The 20,318-nt window shown below is 46.3% G+C and carries 7 protein-coding genes; 1 reads left to right on the forward strand and 6 read right to left on the reverse strand.

The features are described 5' to 3' along the window. Positions 1–599: 599 nt before the first annotated feature. The 3 genes from L0P88_RS01460 to L0P88_RS01470 all read right to left on the reverse strand — a co-directional run bounded on the left by L0P88_RS01460 (position 600) and on the right by L0P88_RS01470 (position 16,194). Entirely contained in the window at positions 600–5,018 is a 4,419-nt protein-coding gene (locus L0P88_RS01460) for a leucine-rich repeat domain-containing protein (RefSeq protein ID WP_247132870.1), read from the reverse strand. 1,146 nt (positions 5,019–6,164) lie between these two features. After that, entirely contained in the window at positions 6,165–9,728 is a 3,564-nt protein-coding gene (locus L0P88_RS01465; protein ID WP_247132871.1) for a leucine-rich repeat protein, read from the reverse strand. 601 nt (positions 9,729–10,329) lie between these two features. After that, a complete protein-coding gene (locus L0P88_RS01470) occupies positions 10,330–16,194 on the reverse strand; it encodes a leucine-rich repeat protein (RefSeq protein WP_247132872.1) in 5,865 nt (1,954 codons plus the stop codon). A 403-nt stretch (positions 16,195–16,597) separates the two neighbouring features. Here L0P88_RS01470 and L0P88_RS01475 point away from each other — a divergent pair, with 403 nt between their 5' ends. Further along, on the forward strand, positions 16,598–17,173 hold the full coding sequence (locus L0P88_RS01475) for a hypothetical protein (RefSeq protein WP_247132873.1): 576 nt from the start codon (positions 16,598–16,600) through the stop codon (positions 17,171–17,173). Positions 17,174–17,886: 713 nt separating this feature from the next. Here the strand turns inward: L0P88_RS01475 and L0P88_RS01480 are convergent. The 3 genes from L0P88_RS01480 to L0P88_RS01490 all read right to left on the reverse strand — a co-directional run bounded on the left by L0P88_RS01480 (position 17,887) and on the right by L0P88_RS01490 (position 19,863). Further along, positions 17,887–18,942, reverse strand: a complete 1,056-nt coding sequence (locus tag L0P88_RS01480; RefSeq protein ID WP_313791602.1) for a T9SS type B sorting domain-containing protein — start codon at positions 18,940–18,942, stop codon at positions 17,887–17,889. Between the two features lie 74 nt (positions 18,943–19,016). Beyond that, complete coding sequence (locus L0P88_RS01485; protein WP_247132875.1) at positions 19,017–19,640, reverse strand: glutaredoxin; 624 nt, start codon at positions 19,638–19,640, stop codon at positions 19,017–19,019. Positions 19,641–19,650: 10 nt separating this feature from the next. Then, positions 19,651–19,863, reverse strand: coding sequence for a hypothetical protein (locus L0P88_RS01490; RefSeq protein WP_247132876.1), 213 nt, complete (start codon positions 19,861–19,863; stop codon positions 19,651–19,653). Positions 19,864–20,318: the final 455 nt, after the last annotated feature.

The following is a 20,318-nucleotide window of genomic DNA, read 5'->3' on the forward strand; positions in this document are numbered from 1 at the left end:
GGGACGTAACCATGTGTTTTCGGGATTTTAGAAAAGAAATTGAATACGGTTTTGTGGGCTGCTTTTGCCATATATACACGTAAATAGACCTTTAGATCTATCTTTACTTTATGGGTAAAAAATAACACACTTCTTAAAACAGGAATCAAGAACGGTCGGTGCCCGGGCCAGGATATGGACGAACAATGTCTCCAAAAAGTATACCTTCCCTATCCACACCCTTGAACGGCCCATCTGGGACAAGTGGGGCATGCCGGTTCAATGGTACATTGGATATGTCCGGCCCATACTTGATCGGAGCCAACGCAGCCCCATAATCACCATGGGTCTTTCATGGCTGTTGTTACATTTATTTTGAATGTCCGCAAAGTGCAATAAATCCCTATCGTCGACCTAAATACTGGAACGAGTTCGGCACAGGCCCGTTCCAGGTACCCATTACAACTGATTGTCCGTGGGTGCAATGGAATCCCAAAACGGACCTGCCCACCTGCGGGGTATTGCGGGCAGGTTCGGAATGGTGCAGGGGGCCATATCAGTATCCTACACTACAAAGCGGACGATCACTGTTTGTCCATATTTATCCGTGGCGGTGCGGTCTATTTTACAAGTATCCGCTTGACCACCCTCTCTCCGGCCCTGGTCTCTATTTCCAGCATATATATACCGCTGGATAAATGGCTTATATCCATTTGCAGGGTGTTCGCCGAATGGACATGGACCCCCAGGGCATTGTATATCTTCACTTGCCGTAACGCTTCACCATCAGGTAGTCCAATGTGGATGTCATCTTGTGCCGGGTTCGGGTAGACGCTGACATTGTTGCGGGCATTAGCTTTGGCAACATCAACATCGGCCGGTGCCACCGCACTTTCTACAGGAGATGCTTTAGGACTGGTACCCTGTGCCACCGCACTCTTTCCGGTCATCGCTGCCTCTGTAATGGACTTAAAGTCCGTCCATCCTGCAGCCAAGTATGCACTTTTAGTGCCCGAAGGGACTATCAGGTCTATTTGGTCACGGTCTGCATTTTGAAAGGCATCTACATGGAGCGATGGGGGATTGGCGGCCTTTACCTCCACTGTGCGAAGGCCCGGGTTACCTGCAAAAGCGATGTTTGCAATACTTTCCACACTGCCCGGTATGGTGACCTCTGTTAATTGATTGCCGGCAAAAGCCCCCCATCCAATACGGGTCACACTGTTCCCTATGGTCACACTGGTCAATTGGTTTTCCTTAAAAGCTTCGTTACCAATAGCGGTCACATTGTCGGGTATCTCAAGATGTCCTTGTAATTGGTTGTTCCAAAAAGCATAATCTCCAATACTGGTGACACTGTTCCCTATGGTGACACTGACCAATTCGTTGCCATAAAAAGCCCACTCCCCAATGCTGATGACACTGTCGGGTATCTCAAGATGTCCTTGTAATTGGTTGTTCCAAAAAGCATATTCCCCGATACTTGTAACATTCTCACCGAGGGTAACGCTGGTCAATTGGTTGTAATCAAAAGCAAAATCCCCAATGCTGATGACACTGTCGGGTATCTCAAGATGTCCTTGTAATTGGTTGTTCCAAAAAGCATATTCCCCGATACTTGTAACATTCTCACTGAGGGTAACGCTGGTCAATTCGTTAGAGGAAAAAGCATCTTTCCCGATATCCATGACACCGTTGGGTATGACAACACGGGTCAGTTGGTTGTTTTCAAAAGCACTTTCCCCAATACTGGTCACCGTATTGGGTATCTCAACACTGGTCAAGCCACTTTGATAAAAAGCACCTTCGCCAATAGCGGTCACCTCGTAGTCGATGCCTTGATAGTTGGCCGTTGGGGGGATGGTCACCGTTCCTCCCGTAATGCCATAGTCCACCACCTTAACTTTATAAGAGGTCAAGGAAGTAATCTCGTATGATATATTATCGACAATGAAGGTGTCCCCGTGCTCTGCCGGTTCCGTGATGGACCTAAAGCCCGTCCAATCTGCATCTATATAATCTTGTCTCTTGCCCTTGGGAACGACCAGGTCTATTTGGTCACGGCCTGGATTTTGAAAGGCATTTGCATCGAGCGCTGGGGGATCGTTACGCTTCACCGTCACCAGGCCAAGGTTTGGGTTGTCATAAAAGGCCTGGTCCCCTATACTTTCCACAAGGCCCGGTATGGTCACCTCTTTAAGGTCGTTTTCGGCAAAGGTCCATTTCTCAATTCTGGTGACACCATCGGGTATGGTGACACTGGTCAAATGGTTGTCGCCAAACGCCCGTTGCCCGAGACTGTCCACACTGGTGGGGAGTTCAACACTGGTCAATTGGTTACCGTAAAAAGCATCTTTCCCGATATCCATGACACCGTTGGGTATGACAACACGGGTCAGTTGGTTGTTTTCAAAGGCACTTTCCCCAATACCGGTCACCGTGTTGGGTATCGTCACACTGGTCAAATTGTTGACATAAAAAGCCCATTTCCCAATAGCGGTCACCGTGTAGGTGTTCGGGCCATGAGCCACCATTGGGGAGATGGTCACCATGGTACCTCCCGAGGTGTCATAGTCCATAACCGCTACTTCTTTATCAGGGACTGTTTTGGTAATTTTGTATGTGATATTATCCGAAATGAAGGTGTCATCGATCCCTATATCTTCCGTGATGGATTTGAAGCCCATCCAATCAGGATGGCCCGAATAAGCTTGTACCCTGCCCTCGGGAACGACCAAATCTATTTGGTGACGGCCCGCATCATGAAAGGCACCTACATGGAGCGATGGGGGATTGTTGGCCTTTACGGTCACCAAGTTAAGGTTCATGTTGGCTGAAAAGGCATCATCCAAAATATGGGTCACACCATCGGGTATGGTCACACTGGTCAATAGGTTAAAAGAAAAAGCACTGTTCCCAATAGTTTCCAAGCTGTTGGGTAGGGTCACACTCTCCAACTGGTTTCTATAAAAAGCATCATCCGCAATACTGGCCACCCCTTCAGGAATGGTCACACTGGTCAATTGGTTGCCTCCAAAAGCACTGCTCTCAATACGGGTCACACCTTCTGGTATGGTCACACTGCTTAATTTATTGTCCTTGAAAGTACCGGGTTGGATAATTTCTATACCAATGGGTATGACAACACTGGTCAATTGGTTATGCTCAAAAGCATCACCGTCAATACGGGTCACACTGTTGGGTATGATAACTTCGGTCAATTGGTTATCCTGAAAAGCACTGTGCCCAATACGGGTCACCGTGTTGGGTATCGTCACACTGGTCAAATTGTTGAGATAAAAAGCCCATTTCCCAATAGCGGTCACCGTGTAGGTGTTCAGGCCATGAGCCACCATTGGGGGGATGGTCACCATGGTACCTCCTGAGGTGTCATAGTCCATAACCGCTACCTCTTTATCGGGGACTATTTCGGTAATTTTGTATGTGATATTATCCAAAATGAAGGTGTCATCGACCTTCACAACTTCCGTGATGGATTTAAATCCCGTCCAATCAGGATGGGCCGAATAAGCCGGTACCCTGCCCTTGGGAACGATCAGGTGTATTTGACCACGGTTTTTGAACGCATCTTTATCGAGTGTTGGAGGACTGTCAGCCTTCACCGTCACCATGGCAAGGTTTAGGTTGTCCCAAAAAGCCCATTGATCGATCCTGGTCACATTGACCGGTAGGGTCACCTCGGTCAAATCGTTGTCCCAAAAAGCACTGTTCCCAATAGTTTCCAAGCTGTTGGGTAGGGTCACACTTGTTAACTGGTTATTCTGAAAAGCATGGGTCCCAATACCGGTCACATTGTTGGGAATGGTCACACGGGTCAATTGGTTGTTTTGAAAAGCATAATTCCCAATAGTTTCCAAGCTGTTGGGTAGGGTCACACTGGTCAATTGGTTCACGGCAAAAGTTGCCTCTCCAATATCGGTCACCTCGAAATCGATGCCTTGGTAGTTGACCGTTGGGGGGATGTCCACACTGGAACCTCCTGAGGTGTCATAGTCCATAACCACTACCTCTTTATCGGGGACTATTTCGGTAATTTTGTATGTGATATTATCCGAAATGAAGGTGTCATCGACCGCAACTTCCGTGATGGATCTAAATCCCGTCCAATCAGGATGGCCCGAATAAGCCTGTACCCTGCCCTTGGGAACGACCAAATCTATTTGACCACGGTTTTTGAACGCATCTTTATCGAGTGTTGGTAGGGGATTATTGGTAGACCTCGCCCTCACGGTGACCAGGTTTGGGTTGTCCCAAAAAGCCCATTGATCGATCCTGGTCACATTGACCGGTAGGGTCACCCCGGTCAAATCGTTGTCCCAAAAAGCACTGTTCCCAATAGTTTTCAAGCTGTTGGGCAGGGTCACACTCGTTAACTGATTTGTATGAAAAGCATGGGTCCCAATATCGGTCAACGTGTTAGGCAGGGTCACACTCGTCAACTGATTTCTATGAAAGGCATAATTCGCAATACTGGTCACACTGCTCGGTATGGTCACACTGGTCAATCGGTTCACGGCAAAGGCCGCGACCTCAATACGGGTCACACTGTTGGGTATGATAACTTCGGTCAATTCGTTATAGGCAAAGGCATGGCTCCCAATACTGGTAACATTGTTTCCTATGGTGACATTGGTCAATTGGCTCCAGGTAAAAGCATAGCTTCCAATACGGGTCACATTGTTTCCTATGGTGACATTGGTCAATTGTAGGTTACCGTAAAAAGCATAGCTTCCAATACGGGTCACACTGTTTCCTATGGTTACACTGGTCAAGTGGTTCTTAAAAAAAGCTTCATCGCCAATAGCGGTCACCGCATAGTTGACAAGTTGGTATCGGACCGTTGAGGGGATGGTCACTTCCGTGGTCGCACCGATATAGTCTACCACCTCAACTTGGGCTGGAGCGGTAGCCGTAATTTCGTATCTGATGCCATCAACGGTAAATTGTTGGCCATAACTGCTAATGCCCACCAATACCACAAAGATGGTAGCGATCATTAAGTGTAGTTGTTTTTTCATTTTAATGGTTTTTAGGTTAATGAATATAAATTCAAAGTAAAAAAGAACCATACATGGGAAATGTCCAAAAATCAGTGCTGAAACCAATTAAAGAAGGGACATAACGAGGTGTTTTTGGGATTTTGGGAAAAAGGATAGAATGTGGTCCCGGGGTGCTGCTTTTACAATGGATACACGTACTTCGCACAGCTTTTTAAGGTATGTGGGCTTTTTTGTTATTGGGATTTCTCACGTACGTTCGAAATGACCTTTACTTTGAAAGCATAATTTCGAAAGGGGGCAAAGCGAGTCCTCACTCCTCATCCTCCACTTACTGCCTACTCAAAAACCCACGCCTAAATCCTAAGTCTTCAGTTTTCAGTCCTCATTCCCCAATCTTCAACCCTCACTTTGCCTACTAAAAACTGCCTACTCAAAAACCCACTCCTAAGTCTTCAGTTTTCAGTTTTCAGTACTCATACCCGAATCCTCAACCCTTATTTACTGCCTACTCAAAACTGCCTACTCAAAAACCAACTCCTAAGTCTTCAGTCCCCACTCCTCACTTCGGAGTAAATAAAGGAAAGCGATAAGTGCGAAATCCAAGACTTCGAACAGCTTTTTAAGGAATGTGGTTTTTTTGTTATTGGGATTTCTCACGTACGTTCGAAATGACCCTACTTTAAAAGCATAATTTCGAAAGGGCAAAGCGAGTCCTCACTCCTTAACCCCACTTACTGCCTACTCAAAGCTGCCTACTCAAAAACCCACTCCTAACTCCTTTATATTGGAGTATTTGTATATTGGAGTATTGGTCCGACCGTGGTTATATGATGTCGATATCATATCCCTTATTAGATGAATTTACAGCATTGAAATGCCCCTTTTGAAATTCTGAAGCCCTTAAATCAAGTAGAAAAGATGGTTCTGAAGACAGGATAAGACCTCATATTGGGGTTATGAGATCACTTAGGAAAAGGCTAAACAATGAATGTAGTTTGGACCGGTCAGGCTGAAGATTCAATACATAAGATCATAGATTGCCCTGAGCTTTTTAAAGTTTCTCAATATGATAATGAAAGCCGAGAAGCTATGATTACGGAACATACAACCCTATCGTGCGGACATGAAAACTGCAAACGTTTTTTTGGATAGGGATTATATCGTCTATCTATCTGCGATCACTATTTTCTTTATGGATCTATCGCCCGTCCTGGTCACGATCTCAAATAGGTACATCCCCTCGGATAGATGGTCCGTGTTTATTTCGAGTCCGTTTTCCGAGTACAGATAGGCTCCGGTCATAGTATGGATATTTACTTCTTTTAATTCTTGTCCCGGACCCAGATCAATATGGACCTTATCCCTTGCCGGGTTGGGGTAGATGGTAATGCTGTTCTTTTCGGGCCCACCATCCGATATGGATTCAAATCCCGTCCAACCTGCTGCCAGATAAGCATCTATCTTGCCTATGGGTACTTTCAACTTTATTTGGTCACGATCTGCATTTTTAAAGGTACCCTGAAGAAGTGCTGGCGGAACGGTGCCTTTTGCCTCCATTATGGCAAGGTCTGGGTTATTGGCAAAAGCGTTGGCTCCAATGCTGGTAACATTCTGACCAATGGTCACAGTAGTCAGGGCGTTGCCCTCAAAAGCACCATCCCCAATACCGGTAACAATATAGGTAGTTCCCTCATAGGAAACCGTTTCTGGTATTGTTATGGCACCGGAGGAAGGTGTCGCCGATAATCTGCCCGATATATTGGTTCCACTAAGACCCATTACGGTCACCGTGTAGGGATTCATGGACGTAATTCCATAGTCCATCCCCGATACCGTGAACACATCACCTATTTGAGCAGAGTAAGCCTCCACGGTCACTATGGCCATTGCCGTATGCTGATTTCCATTGTTATCGGTAACGGTCAAGCTTACTGTATTGGCACCAAGATCTGTGCGATCAAAACGTGAGGGATTGACCGTAACGGTCCCTATACCGCAATTGTCCCAGATTCCATTGTGGACGTCACTTGCTTCAATACGGGCATTGCCACTGGCATCCAATCCTACGGTATGATCTTTGACAACGACTATGGGAGCCATATTGTCAACTATGGTCACCATAGCAGTCGCCGTGGCCGTTTTGGTACCCTGTGTAGCAGTCAGGGTAACCGTTGTTGGTGTGCCCACATCGTCACAGGTAAAAACTGTTCTGTCCAAACTTAAGGAGATAGGACCATTGTTACAGCTACCGTGGGAACCCTTGTTCACTTGTTCAGGGGAGATAATCACTTGCCCCGACCTGGAACCGGCATCCTGTTCTACGGTAATGTCCTGGGCAATAGCTGTTAATGGACTACCCTGATGAACGGTTACGGTAGCCGTTCCCGTTAGCGGCACACTGCAGCTTCCATTGGTCACCCCTATTAGGCTCAAGGTTGTGTCCGAGCTTGCCCCTTTTACCATTACCTCTACTGTTCTGTCCGCTGCTATGGTTGCCGTTCCATTGGTTACCGTTCCATCTGAATCCTCGCTGTAGGTTACTATATCACCAGGAGTTCCCCCCGTAATGGTAAATATGGCATCTTGACCTGAACATACAGGGGTGTTTGAATCTACCTCTGGGGCCATTGGCAGGGCATTGACCGTTATCATTGCGCTTGCTGCCAAATTGAGAAACTTTGGCGCATATTCCGCTACATTTTTAGGGACATTAATGGTAATGGTGCCCTCACAGGATGCGGGTATCATTTCAATGGTATATATGGAACCATTGACCTTGGAAAAACTGCCATCGACCACAGTGGCATTGCCTACATGAATATCTTCCTTGGTAAAACCAGTTACGTTTTCATTAAAGGTAATGTTGACTGAAAATGATGTTAAATTATCTATCTGTACCGGTGCGTCTATTGAAACCTGAATCCCTTCCGTGATGGATCTGAAGTCCGTCCACCCATTGTCCAAATACGCTTGTCTCGTGCCCTCGGGAACTAACACATCTATTTGGTCACGGTTTCGAAAGGTATTTTCTTCAATGGATGGAGGAGTGGTGGCCTCTACAAAAATTGCATGAATATTTGAGCTACCGTTACCGTTATGAAAGGCCCATTGATCAATACGCTCCACATTGGCCGGTATGGTTATCGTGATGAATTTGTTTTGTGAAAAAGCACTGTTCCCTATACTGGTCACCCCATCGGGTATGGTCACCTCGGTCAATTCGTTATTCTTGAAAACACCTTCCTCGAGTCTGGTCACATTGCCCGGTATGGTCACCTCGGTCAATTTATTTCCTTGAAAGGCATCTGGGTCCATTCTGGTCACACTGCTGGGTATGGTTACCTCGGTCAATTTGTTATTCATAAAAGCCTTCTCCCCGATAACTTCTAAATTGCCCTGGTCAATGAAGGTCAACCTGGTCAATCCCTTCTCGGGGGAAGCGTTGACCCAAAAAGCCTTCTCCCCAATAGCGGTCACACTACCCGGTATGGTCACCTCTTTTAAATCGTTTAGGGCAAAAGCAAAATCCCCAATACTGGTCACATTGCTTTGATCAGCGAAGGTCAAGCCGGTCAATCCACTTTGCCTAAAGGCATTATTACCAATAGCGGTCACATTGCTCGGTATGGTCACCTCTTTTAAATCGTTTAGGGCAAAAGCAAAATTCCCAATATGGGTCACATTGCTTTGATCAGCGAAGGTCAAGCTGGTCAATCCACTATGCCAAAAGGCATCATTACCAATAGCGGTCACATCGTAATCGGTGCCCTGGTAGTTGACCGTTGGGGGGATGTTCACACTGGAACCTCCCGTAATGGTATAGTCTTTTGCCTCAACTTCATAAGGTGCTAAAGAAGTAATCCCGTATGTTATATGATCGGCACTGAACGTGTCTCCGATTCCTATATCTTCCGTATCTTCCGTGATGGATTTGAAGCCCGTCCAGCCTGCATCTTTATAGGCTTGTGTCCTGCCTTTGGGTACTATCAGATCTATATCGCCCCGGTTTGCAAAGGCGTCAGGGATATAATAATTATAGTTGTCATAGTATTCGATAACAATGTTTGGTATGATGGTAGAACCTTTTGCCGTTACTTTTTTGATCGGATTATAGACAAAAGACATCTCCCTAATATTGATCATACTGCTTGGTATGGTCACTTCGCTCAATAGATTATGAGCAAAAGCCCTGATCCCAATATCGTTTATACCATCGGGTAGGGTCACCTCAGTCAATTGGTTGTGGCGAAAAGCCCAACCTCCAATGCTGGTGACACTGTTGGGTAGGGTCACCTCGGTCAATCGGTTGTTACGAAAAGTACTATGTCCAATACTGGTCACACCATCGGGAATGGTCACACTGGTCAATTCGTTTTCGGCAAAAGCATGACTCCCGATACTGGTTACCGTGATGGGAATGTCCACACTGGTCAGCTTGTCCGTCCCAGCTTTGCCATAAGCATCAAAAGCACGCTCTCCAATAGCGGTAACGGTATAAACTTGATTACCATACTGCATAGTTGCCGGGATGGCCAAATTGGGAAATCCAGGAGGCCTGTCATGGGCTCCGACCAGTCCCAAAAGTTTTACTGTATTGGGACCCTGGGAAGTAATTTCGTAGTTGATACCCTCAAAATTAAATTGGTCTCCCACATTTTGGGCATAAGTGCCAAGACCAAACCCTACCATAAAGATGGCAGATATTGTTAATTGTAGTAGTTTTTTCATGGATGGTCTTTTTTATAAATTTTTGAATATTAATAACAATCATATGGGGGAACTATCCAAAAATCAGTGCCGAACCCCTTTAAAATTGGGACGTAACAGGGTACTTTGGGGATTTTAAAAAAAGGAATCGAATGCGATAAAAGTGCCCACTTTTTTTAAAACACGAATCAAAAAGGTCAGTGCCCAGACCAAGGGAAGATAAACGATGTCCAAAAAATATGTCTTTTTATGCCCCCATCACTTTTAATGGCCTATTTGTCCCGGTTTTCGCCGATATGGACACATTTTGTGGTTCGACCAATACCGGATCGGGCCAACGCAGCTCCCATGATCACTATGAATCTTTCATGGTCGTTATATTTATTTTGAATGATGTCCGCAAAGTGCCATAAATCCCTATCGTCAACTTAAATACTGGAACGGGTTCGGCACAGGCCCGTTCCGGGTCCCCATCACAACTGTGTCCATGGGTGCAACGGGGTCCCGAAACGGACCTGCCCACCTGCGGTATTGGGGGCAGGTCCGGAATGGCGCAGGGCCATATCAGTATCCTACAAAGCGGACGATCATTGTTTGTCCATTTATTCTGTGGCAGTGAAGTTTATTTTACAATTATCCGCTTGACCACCCTCTCCCCAGCCCTGGTCTCTATTTCCATTATATATGTACCGCTGGGCAAATGGCCTATATCCAGTTGCAGGGTGTTCGCCGAATGGACATGGACACCAAGGGCATTGTATAGGTTCACTTGCCGTAACGCTTCACCATCAGGTAGTCCAATGTGGATGTCGTCTTGTGCCGGGTTCGGGTAGACGCTGACATTGTCGCGGGCATTAGCTTTAGCAACATCAACATGGGCAGGTGCCACTGCACTTTCTACAGGGGATGCTTCAGCACTGGTACCCTGCACCACGGCACTCTTTCCGGCCATTCCTGCTGCCTCTGTAATGGACTTAAAGCCCGTCCATCCTGCAGCCAAGTATGCATTTTTCCTGCCTACGGGCACTATCAAGTCTATTTGGGAGCGGTTTTGAAAGGCATCTGCATGGAGCGATGGGGGATCGTTACGCTTCACCGTCACCAAGCCAAGGTTTGGGTTATAATAAAAGGCCTGGTACCCTATACTTTCCACATTGCCCGGTATGGTCACCTCGGTTAAATCGTTAGCCGAAAAAGCCCACTCCCCGATACTGGTCACACTGTTTGGTATGGTCACATTGGTCAATAGGTTACCCGCAAAAGTACTCTGCTCAATACTGGTTAGACCGTTGGGTATGGTAACCGCGGTTAAACCGTTTCTGCCAAAAGCATGGTACCCTATACTTTCCACACTGTTGGGTATGGTTACACTGGTCAAGTTGTTGCTTGCAAAAGCCCCATTCCCAATACGGGTCACACTGTTGGGTATGACAACACTGGTCAATTGTCCGCCACGAAAAGCATCATCCCCAATACGGGTCACCGTGAAGCACCCTTTGACCATTTCGGGAATGTTTACATCGGTAGCTGTACCCGTATAGTCTATGACCATTACCGTGTAGGGCTCCAATGATGTGATCTGGTATGTGATACCGCCATCGGTAAAGGTACCTCCTACTTTGGCCTCTGTAATGGATCTGAAGCCCGTCCACCCTGTAGCTAGATAAGCACCTGTCCTACCTTCGGGTACTATCAAGTCTATTTGGTCGCGGTCTGCATTTTGAAAGGCATCTGCATGGAGCGCTGGGGGATCGGTGGCCTTTGTCACCACTCCGGCAAGGTCCGGATTATTTGCAAAAGCGCTGCCCCCAATACTGTTGATACTGTTCGGTATGGTTGCACAGGTCAATTGGTTGTTCATAAAAGCAAAATCCCCAATACTGTTGACATTGTTCCCTATGGTCACCTCGGTTAAATCGTTAGCCGAAAAAGCACTGTTCCCGATACTGGTCACACTATCGGGGATGGTCACACTGGTCAAGTCGTTCTCGCTAAAAACACTACTCTCAATACTAGTCATATTGCCCGGTAGGGTCACCTCGGTCAAATCATTAAGGAAAAAAGCATATTCCCCGATACTGGTCACACTGTCGGGTAGGGTCACACTGGTCAATTGGTTGTTCATAAAAGCATATTCCCCGATACTGGTGACACTGTTCCCTATGGTCACCTCGGTTAAATTGTTATATGTAAAAGCCCACTCCCCAATACTTCTCACACTGCCCGGTATGGTCACACGGGTCAATTCGTTATGCGCAAAAGCCCTGCCTCCAATACTGATGACACCGTTCCCTATGGTCACCTCTGTTAAATTGTTGGAGAAAAAAGCATGTTCCCCGATACTGGTCACACTGCCCGGTATGGTCACCTCGGTCAATTCGTTGTTCCAAAAAGCATAATTCCCAATACTGGTCACCGTATTGGGGATGGTCACACCGGTCAATCCTTTTTCTTCAAAGGCTTCGTTACCAATAGTCGTCACCGTGTAGCACCCTTTGACCATTTCGGGAATGTTTACATTGGTGGCCGTACCCGTATAGTCTATGGCCGTTACCGTGGAGGGATCCAATGATGTGATTCGGTATATGATGCCACCATCGGCAAAGGTCTCTCCTTCTTCGGGTTCTGTAATGGATCTGAAGCCCGTCCACCCCGCGGCCAGATATTCGTCTTTGGTGCACGAAGGGACTATCAGGTCTATTTGGTGACGGCCTGGATATTGAAAGGCACCTGCATGGAGCGATGGGGGAACGGTGGCCTTTGTGATCACTGTGGCAAGGTCTGGATTATCTGCAAAAGCGATGTCCCCAATACTGTTGACACTGCCCGGTATGGTCACCTCGGTCAATTGGTTGGTTGAAAAAGCACCACTCCCAATACGGGTCACATTGTTTCCTATGGTTACACTGGTCAATTGGTTACCGTAAAAAGCATCGCTCCCAATACTGGTGACACTGTTCGGTATGGTTACACTGGTCAAGTGGTTTTTTTCAAAAGCATAATCACCAATAGTGGTCACCGTGTAGGTGTTTGGGCCATGGGCCACCGTTGGAGGGATGGTCACCACTGCTACCGGACTGATATAGTCCAATACCATTACTTCGGATGAAGAGATAATTCCGTATTTGATGCCATCCACGGTAAAGATTCCGGAGCTGATGGATTTGAAGCCCGTCCACCCATTATCCAAATACCCTTGTCTCTTGTCCATGGGAACGACCACAGCAGTTTGGTCACGGTCTCCAAAGGTATTTTCTTCAATGGATGGAGGCGTGGTCGCCTCTACAAAAATTGTATGAATACTTGAGCTACCGTTAAAAGCCCATTGATCAATACGCTCCACATTGGCCGATATGGTTATCGTGATGAATTTGTTTTGTGAAAAAGCACTGTTCCCGATACTGGTCACCCCATCGGGTATGGTCACACTGGTCAATTCGTTGTTCTTGAAAACACCTTCCTCGAGTCTGGTCATATTGCCCGGTAGGGTCACCTCGATCAATTTATTTCCTTGAAAGGCATCTCGGTCCATACTGGTCACAGTGTTTGGAATGGTCACCTGGGTCAATTGGTTCCCGAGAAAAGCCTGCACTCCAATACTGGTCACACCATCGGGTATGATCACACTGCCCAATTGGTTCTTGCCAAATGCCCGTTGCCCAATACTGGTAACACTGCCGGGTATGGTCACCTCGGTCAATTTGTTGTTCCAAAAAGCTCTGTCTCCAATACTGGTCACACCATCGGGTATGGTCACGCCGGTCAAGTTCTTGTCCTTAAAAGCCTCATTGCCAATAGCGGTCACCGTATAGGTGGTATTCGTGCTATTATCCATCACCGTTTCGGTGATGGTGACCTCCGTGGCCGTACCGGTATGGTCCATCACCATGACTTCGGTAGGAGACGTAATTCCATATTTCATGTCATCAACGGTAAAGATTCCAAAGCTGATGGATCTGAAGCCCGTCCACCCCGCGGCCAGATATGCGTCTTTAGTCCCCGGAGGGACTATCAGGTCTATTTGGTCACGGCCTGCATATTGAAAGGCATCTGCATTGAGTGTTGGTGGACCATTGGCCTCCAACTTCACCAAGCTAAGCCCCGGGTTACCGTAAAAGGCCTGGTACCCTATACTTTCCACATGGCCCGGTACGGTAACCGCTGTTAATTTGTTTTGGGCAAAGACCCACTGCCCAATACTGGTGATACCATCGGGTATGGTCACACTGTCCAATTGGTTGGTGCCAAATGCCCGTTGCCCGAGACTGGTCACACTTTCCGGAATGACAATACTGGCCAATTGGTTCTTATAAAATGCATCTTCCCCAATGCTGGTGACCTTGCTTGGCGTGCTCGGCGTATTGATGAAAGTGACCTTGGTCAATTGCTTATTATGAAAAGCCCTATCACCAATGGCGGTCACATCGTAATCGGTGCCGTCGTGGCTGATTGTTGGGAGTATGGTCACCTCTGTGGACGTACCGGTATGGTCCATCACCATGACATCGGTCTGAGAGGTGATTTCGTATTTGATGCCATCAACGGTAAAGACCCCGTAGGTGATGGACCCGAATCCCGTCCAGCCGTTGGTTGGCTCTTTATAAACATCTAGGGCACCCCAGGGTACGACCAGATCAATTTGGCCAGGGTTTGTAAAAGGATCACCCTGGAGGACTGGGGGGGTACTGCCCAGCATTGTTACCTGGGTCATTCTTGAAGGTGAATCAGGATGCGTAATAAAGGCATCGGTTCCTATACTGGTAACACTGGCAGGAATGGTCACACTGGCCAAGTTGTTTCTGCCAAAGGTATTGTCCCCGATGTCATCAATCCCCTCGGGAATCTCCAAGCTGGCTATGCGATTGTTCCAAAAAGCGGTATGCCCAATACTGGTCACGGTGGTGGGGATCACCACGCTGTTTATGGCGTTGTTCATAAAGGCCCTAATCCCTATATGGGTAATCCCCTCGGGGATAATTACACTGGTCAATAGGTCACCGTAAAAAGCGCGCTCTCCAATACGGGTAACCTTGTATTCGGTGCCCTGGTCGCTGACCCTTGGGGGGATGATCAGACTTGGGCCTCCTGCAGTGTCATAGTCTATAACCGTTACTTCCTTATCGGGATCTATTGAATTAACCCGGTATGTGATATGATCGACAATGAACGTGTCCCCGATCTTCACAGGTTCCGTGATGGATCTAAAGCCCGTCCATCCATTATCCAAATACCCTTGTCTCGTGCCCTTGGGGACGACCACATCTATTTGGTCACGGTTTGGATTTTGAAAGGCATCTGCATCGAGGCCTGGGGGATCGTTACGCTTCACTGTCACCAAGCCAAGGTTTGGATTACCGTAAAAGGCCTGGTACCCTATACTTTCCACATGGCCCGGTATGGTAACCGCTGTTAATTTGTTTTGGGCAAAGACCCACTGCCCAATACTGGTGATACCATCGGGTATGGCCACACTGTCCAATTGGTTGGTGCCAAATGCCCGTTGCCCGAGACTGGTCACACTTTCCGGAATGACAATACCGGTCAATTGGTTCTTATAAAATGCATCTTCCCCAATGCTGGTGACCTTGCTTGGCGTGCTCGGCGTATTGATGAAAGTGACCTTGGTCAATTGCTTATTATGAAAAACCCTATCACCAATGGCGGTCACATCGTAATCGGTGCCGTCGTGGCTGATTGTTGGGAGTATGGTCACCTCTGTGGACGTACCGGTATGGTCCATCATAATGACAGCGGTCTCAGAGGTGATTCCGTATTTGCTGCCATCAACGGTAAAGATCCCATAGGTGATGGACCCGAAGCCCGTCCAGCCGTTGGCTGGCTCTTTATAAGCATCCAGGGCACCCCTGGGTACGACCAGATCCATTTGGCCAGGGTTTGTAAAAGGATCACCCTGGAGGACTGGGGGGGTACTGCCCAGCATTGTTACCTGGGTCATTCTTGAAGGTGAATGAGGATGCGTAATAAAGGCATTGCCACCAATACTGGTAACACTGGCAGGAATGGTCACACTGGCCAAGTTGTTTCTGCCAAAGGTATTGTCCCCGATGTCATCAATCCCTTCGGGAATCTCCAAGCTGGCTATGCGATTGTTCCAAAAAGCGGTATGCCCAATACTGGTCACGGTGGTGGGGATCACCACGCTGTTTATGTCGTTGTTCATAAAGGCCCTAATCCCTATATGGGTGATCCCCTCGGGGATAATTACACTGGTCAATAGGTCACCGTAAAAAGCGTTCTCTCCAATACGGGTAACCTCGTATTCGATGCCCTGGTCGCTGACCCTTGGGGGGATGTTCACCTCCTTTGCAGAACCGGTATAGGCCACAATCTCAACTTGGGTTGGAGCGGTATCCGTAATCTTGTATCTGATACCATCAACGGTAAATTGGCCTCCTATATTTTGGCCATAAGCGGTAAGGCCCGTTAAAAAGATGGAAAGTAATACTAAGTGTAATTGTTTTTTCATTTTGATGGCTTTTTAGATTAATAAATATTAATTCAAAGCAAAAAATGACCATACGAGGGAAATATCCAATAATTGGTGCTGAACCCTATTAAAATTGGGATATAACAAGGTATTTTGGGGATTTTTAAAAAAGGATCAAGAGAAGTCAAGGAAGGACTAATGCTACCCAAAAAATATGTCTTTTTATGCCCCTATCACTTTTAATGACCTATCTGTCCCAGTTTTAACCCATATGGACACATTTTATAGTTTGGTCTTGTGCTAAAGCCCCACTTTTGCCCCCGATAAAAATTTATCCAACACAGTCAATTGGAATGATGGCGTGGTTTTAAATCCATGGCTATTTCCAGGGCATTGTTGGTCATTTACCAAATTTTATAAAATCAATATTTAAACCATTATTATGAAAAAAAGTTTTTTTATCGTTATGGCCATTATGGGTATGGCTCAATTTACACAGGCACAGGAACAGCATAAATTCAGGGCGGGCCTTGACTTGGGATATGCCGTCCCTGACGGTGGTGGCGGGATTCTCGGTGCCATTGAGTTTAAGTACAATATCATGGACAATATGAATATTGGAATTCTTTTTGAAAGTGCTGTATTGGCAAAAAATATTACGACTGATGCGGCTTCCCTGGAGCTGGAGACTGAGTTAGGTAGCAACGCATCATATGCGGCAACTTTTGATTATTATTTTAACAATGGTGGTTCTTCATTTGCTCCATTTATTGGGGGTGGTATGGGTTATAACGCCTTGGCCAATCTTGAACTGGATTTTTTGGGGGAAACTACTGAAGCAGAGGTTGATGGTAAATTTGGCGGACTTGTCCGTGCAGGTTTTGAGCTTGGAAAATTACGATTGGCCGCAACTTACCATCTTATTGGGAAATCCGAAATTGGAGAATCAGAAGTAAGTAACTCGTACTTTGGTCTCTCCTTAGGTTTCTATCTCGGTGGAGGTAAATGGAAAAAATGACCCTTTAAAACAACCTAACCTTAACAAAATCAATCGGGAGGATATGCATTATCCTCCCTTTTTTGTTTCCTGAAAGTGGTGGCAACAAATCCAATGTCAAACAGGATTTGACCCCATAAATCCATCACGGTGGCTTCATCCTCTTTACTCCTTTAAAATCGATTCGTTAAAGGGCAAACTTTTACAATCAGCATTTATCGCTAAAAAAATCGACCTAAATCGTTACCTGATTCCTATAAATCGGGCTCATCCGTATCGAATCTTACCAATATTCCACCTCAAAAACAATGCTTTGAGCGAACTAAACCCTTTTAATGCATTACTCGTCCCGGTTTTCACCGATATGGGCACATTTTATCGTCCGGTCTTGTACTAAAACTTCACCTTTGTTTCCAATTAAGGACTAACCAACAAAATGGGCAATGGAATAATCGTGTGGGTTAAATCGACCATTGGCTTTATAGGGTAAAGCTTTTTAAGTTATTGCAATGTTAAGTTAGTTCAGTGAGACGGCGGGGATTTGAAACAGTGGTCCCCGTCGTTTTTTTTGCAGCACAATACCCGATACCAATGACGTCTACTTACCATACACGAATCAAGGCATTGGAAAACCTGGGGACGAGCCGTATGATTTATGGAAGCATTGGTTTGAAGGTGATACTATGTGGTCCAACAATTCTTGAAGAATCGCTCCTTTTGTTGCCAAAAAAGGCTTAGTTATGCTTTAATACAACGTGGCCCTTGAGCACATTTTGGCCAATTTCTATGCGGTACCAATAGCTTGAAGCGGGAAGTGGACGGTTATTGAAAACACCATCCCAGGAAAAGTTTTTGTCAGTGGATTGGAACAAGGGCTTTGAGGTACGATCAAAGATGCTGATTTTAAAAGCATCGACAAACTCCACTCCTTCCAGACTGAAACTATCATTGATACCATCCCCGTTCGGAGTGAAAAAGCGCGGGACGACAATATGGACAAACTGCAATTGTACTAAGCCGCAACCACCTTTCCCTCTTACAAAAGCGTTATAAACACCCCCCTGCTGGTTTTCAAAGAGGGGTGTTTCCTGATAAGCAAGACCATCCAGGGAATATTCAAAATCACCTGAATTGAGGGTAAGAATCGTCAAATCCCGATGATTGGACACTACCTTGTCCAGTATCGGATGGTCAATTTGTGAAAGTTGAATCGTTTTGGTGGTTGAACATCCATTTCCTTTGGTGACAGCAACAGTATAGGTACCAGGGGAAGTTACCACGATTTCCTTGGTCGTTTCCCCGGTGCTCCACAAATAGGAAGCATTGGTCACATCATCTCCTGATAGCGTAACAGACTGCCCTTCGCAGAATGTCAAACTTTCGTGCGAGGACAAATCAAGATAAACAATGGAAACTGCGGTTCGTGTATTGGAACTACAATTTGTTGTTTTGCTCACTGCCTCCGCATAATACGTTCCTGAAATTGTTGTGGCGTATAGCTCGGAATCCCCTGCCAATAGGTTGCCCCCAGTAGGTGCATCATACCAATTGACCAGGACATCATTCGGAACCGAAACCTGAACGCCTCTGGGATTATCCACGCAGAGTTCTACATCACCCTGGCTTACGGGCGCATCGGGAATAGCAACAATAGTTACATCAAAAACATTCGAAAAAACACTACATCTTAAATTTGCCAGATTAATGGCATCCTCGGCAACCTTTACCCTGTAGAAAGTAGCGGTATTGAGCTGGGGTGTTGTGAAAATAGGAGTGGTTTCGCCAACAATATCGTTCCAAGTTGTTCCATCCGCACTTTCCTGCCATTGATAGGCATGGGTGTGGCGCCCAGCGTAAAACGGTCTTAATCTTTTTCCATTTCCTCCATCATCCGGTCAAAAGTGGTGATCCTGCTGTAGAGCTTTCCCCCCAAACTAATTATGGGGCTGGACAAAGCATCCATCTCTTGGGCCGTTCTGGATAAAAATTGGCCCAACTGTTCCTTTACTTCTGGGCTTTCGTCCAGGGAAACGCTTCTAAAGATGAAATTTTGGGAATTGAGTTGGTTTACAATGCTATCGCAGGCGTCACAGCCCTTGGATGTGTAGATGGTGATCTGTTTCTTTGGCCTGATCTTGGGCGGTGGGATATCCAATACCTCGAATTCCTTTTTCAACGCCCGTTTGGATAAACTGTCATTGGTCTTTAGTGTTTTGGTGTAGATCGGTCGTTTGTCCCGAAGTAAAACAATGGTCTTTAAATGGACCCTGGATGCTGCGGGAACCCTGATCCATCTAGGTTTTGCGGCACTCTGTCTAAAATTGGTACCCTTTATCTCAAATAGCACATCATAATCCGTAAACGTCCTGTTCTCGGCAAAAAAAGCGATTCGGTTCTTGGATTTGGTCTCGGTCACCATGACCGTGCCCTTCTGGGCCCAAGCAAAGGTCGCCATAAGACAGAGCAAAAGGGTCAGCACTGTACGCATGAAATGTTGATTAGTTCCCACGACTTCTTCTCGGTTGGATTTCTTTCCATAATTTTTTGAAGGTTTCCTCCTTTTTAAAGTGTTTCCGCCATTTTGACTTCACAAACTCTTTCTCGGGCGAAAAATTCTTTTTACTCAATATCCTGATATCGGCCATGAGCCCTTTGTTCTCTTCTTCCAGTCTTTTGTTCCTTTCCAGGACTTTTTGATATAATTTCCACATGTCATTGTGCTGATGGGTACGGGTTGGCTGTTCACATAACTTGGCAATGGCACGGTCAATGCCCGCTGCCTTAAAATCGGTCGTCCCTCCAAGTCAGGGGAAGTTTCCATAACGACGGGGGACCTTGGAAACCAAGTCCCCGTCGTCTAACCTCAAATATGGAAAAACCAACTTCGAAAATGAAAAAGGCCCTCGAAGGTTAACACGTTGCACAGCCAATCCTAATGAAAACCAATCCCATACTTAAGAAGTTGTATCAGGCAAATCTTAATTTTTAACCTCATACCATACCAAAAAAAGTGTTGTATCCCATAAAATTGGGGACGAGAAAGATAGTTGGTGGGACAATGGAAATCTCCATACGAGGACGGGTAGGCCCGATATTTTCATCCGCACGAATCGCCCAGAACTTTTTGTGGGTCGGTTGCCGATGCCTTTGCCTAAAACCTGTCGTC

The sequence above is a fragment of the Muricauda sp. SCSIO 64092 genome (genome assembly GCF_023016285.1).
GTDB lineage: Bacteria > Bacteroidota > Bacteroidia > Flavobacteriales > Flavobacteriaceae > Croceivirga.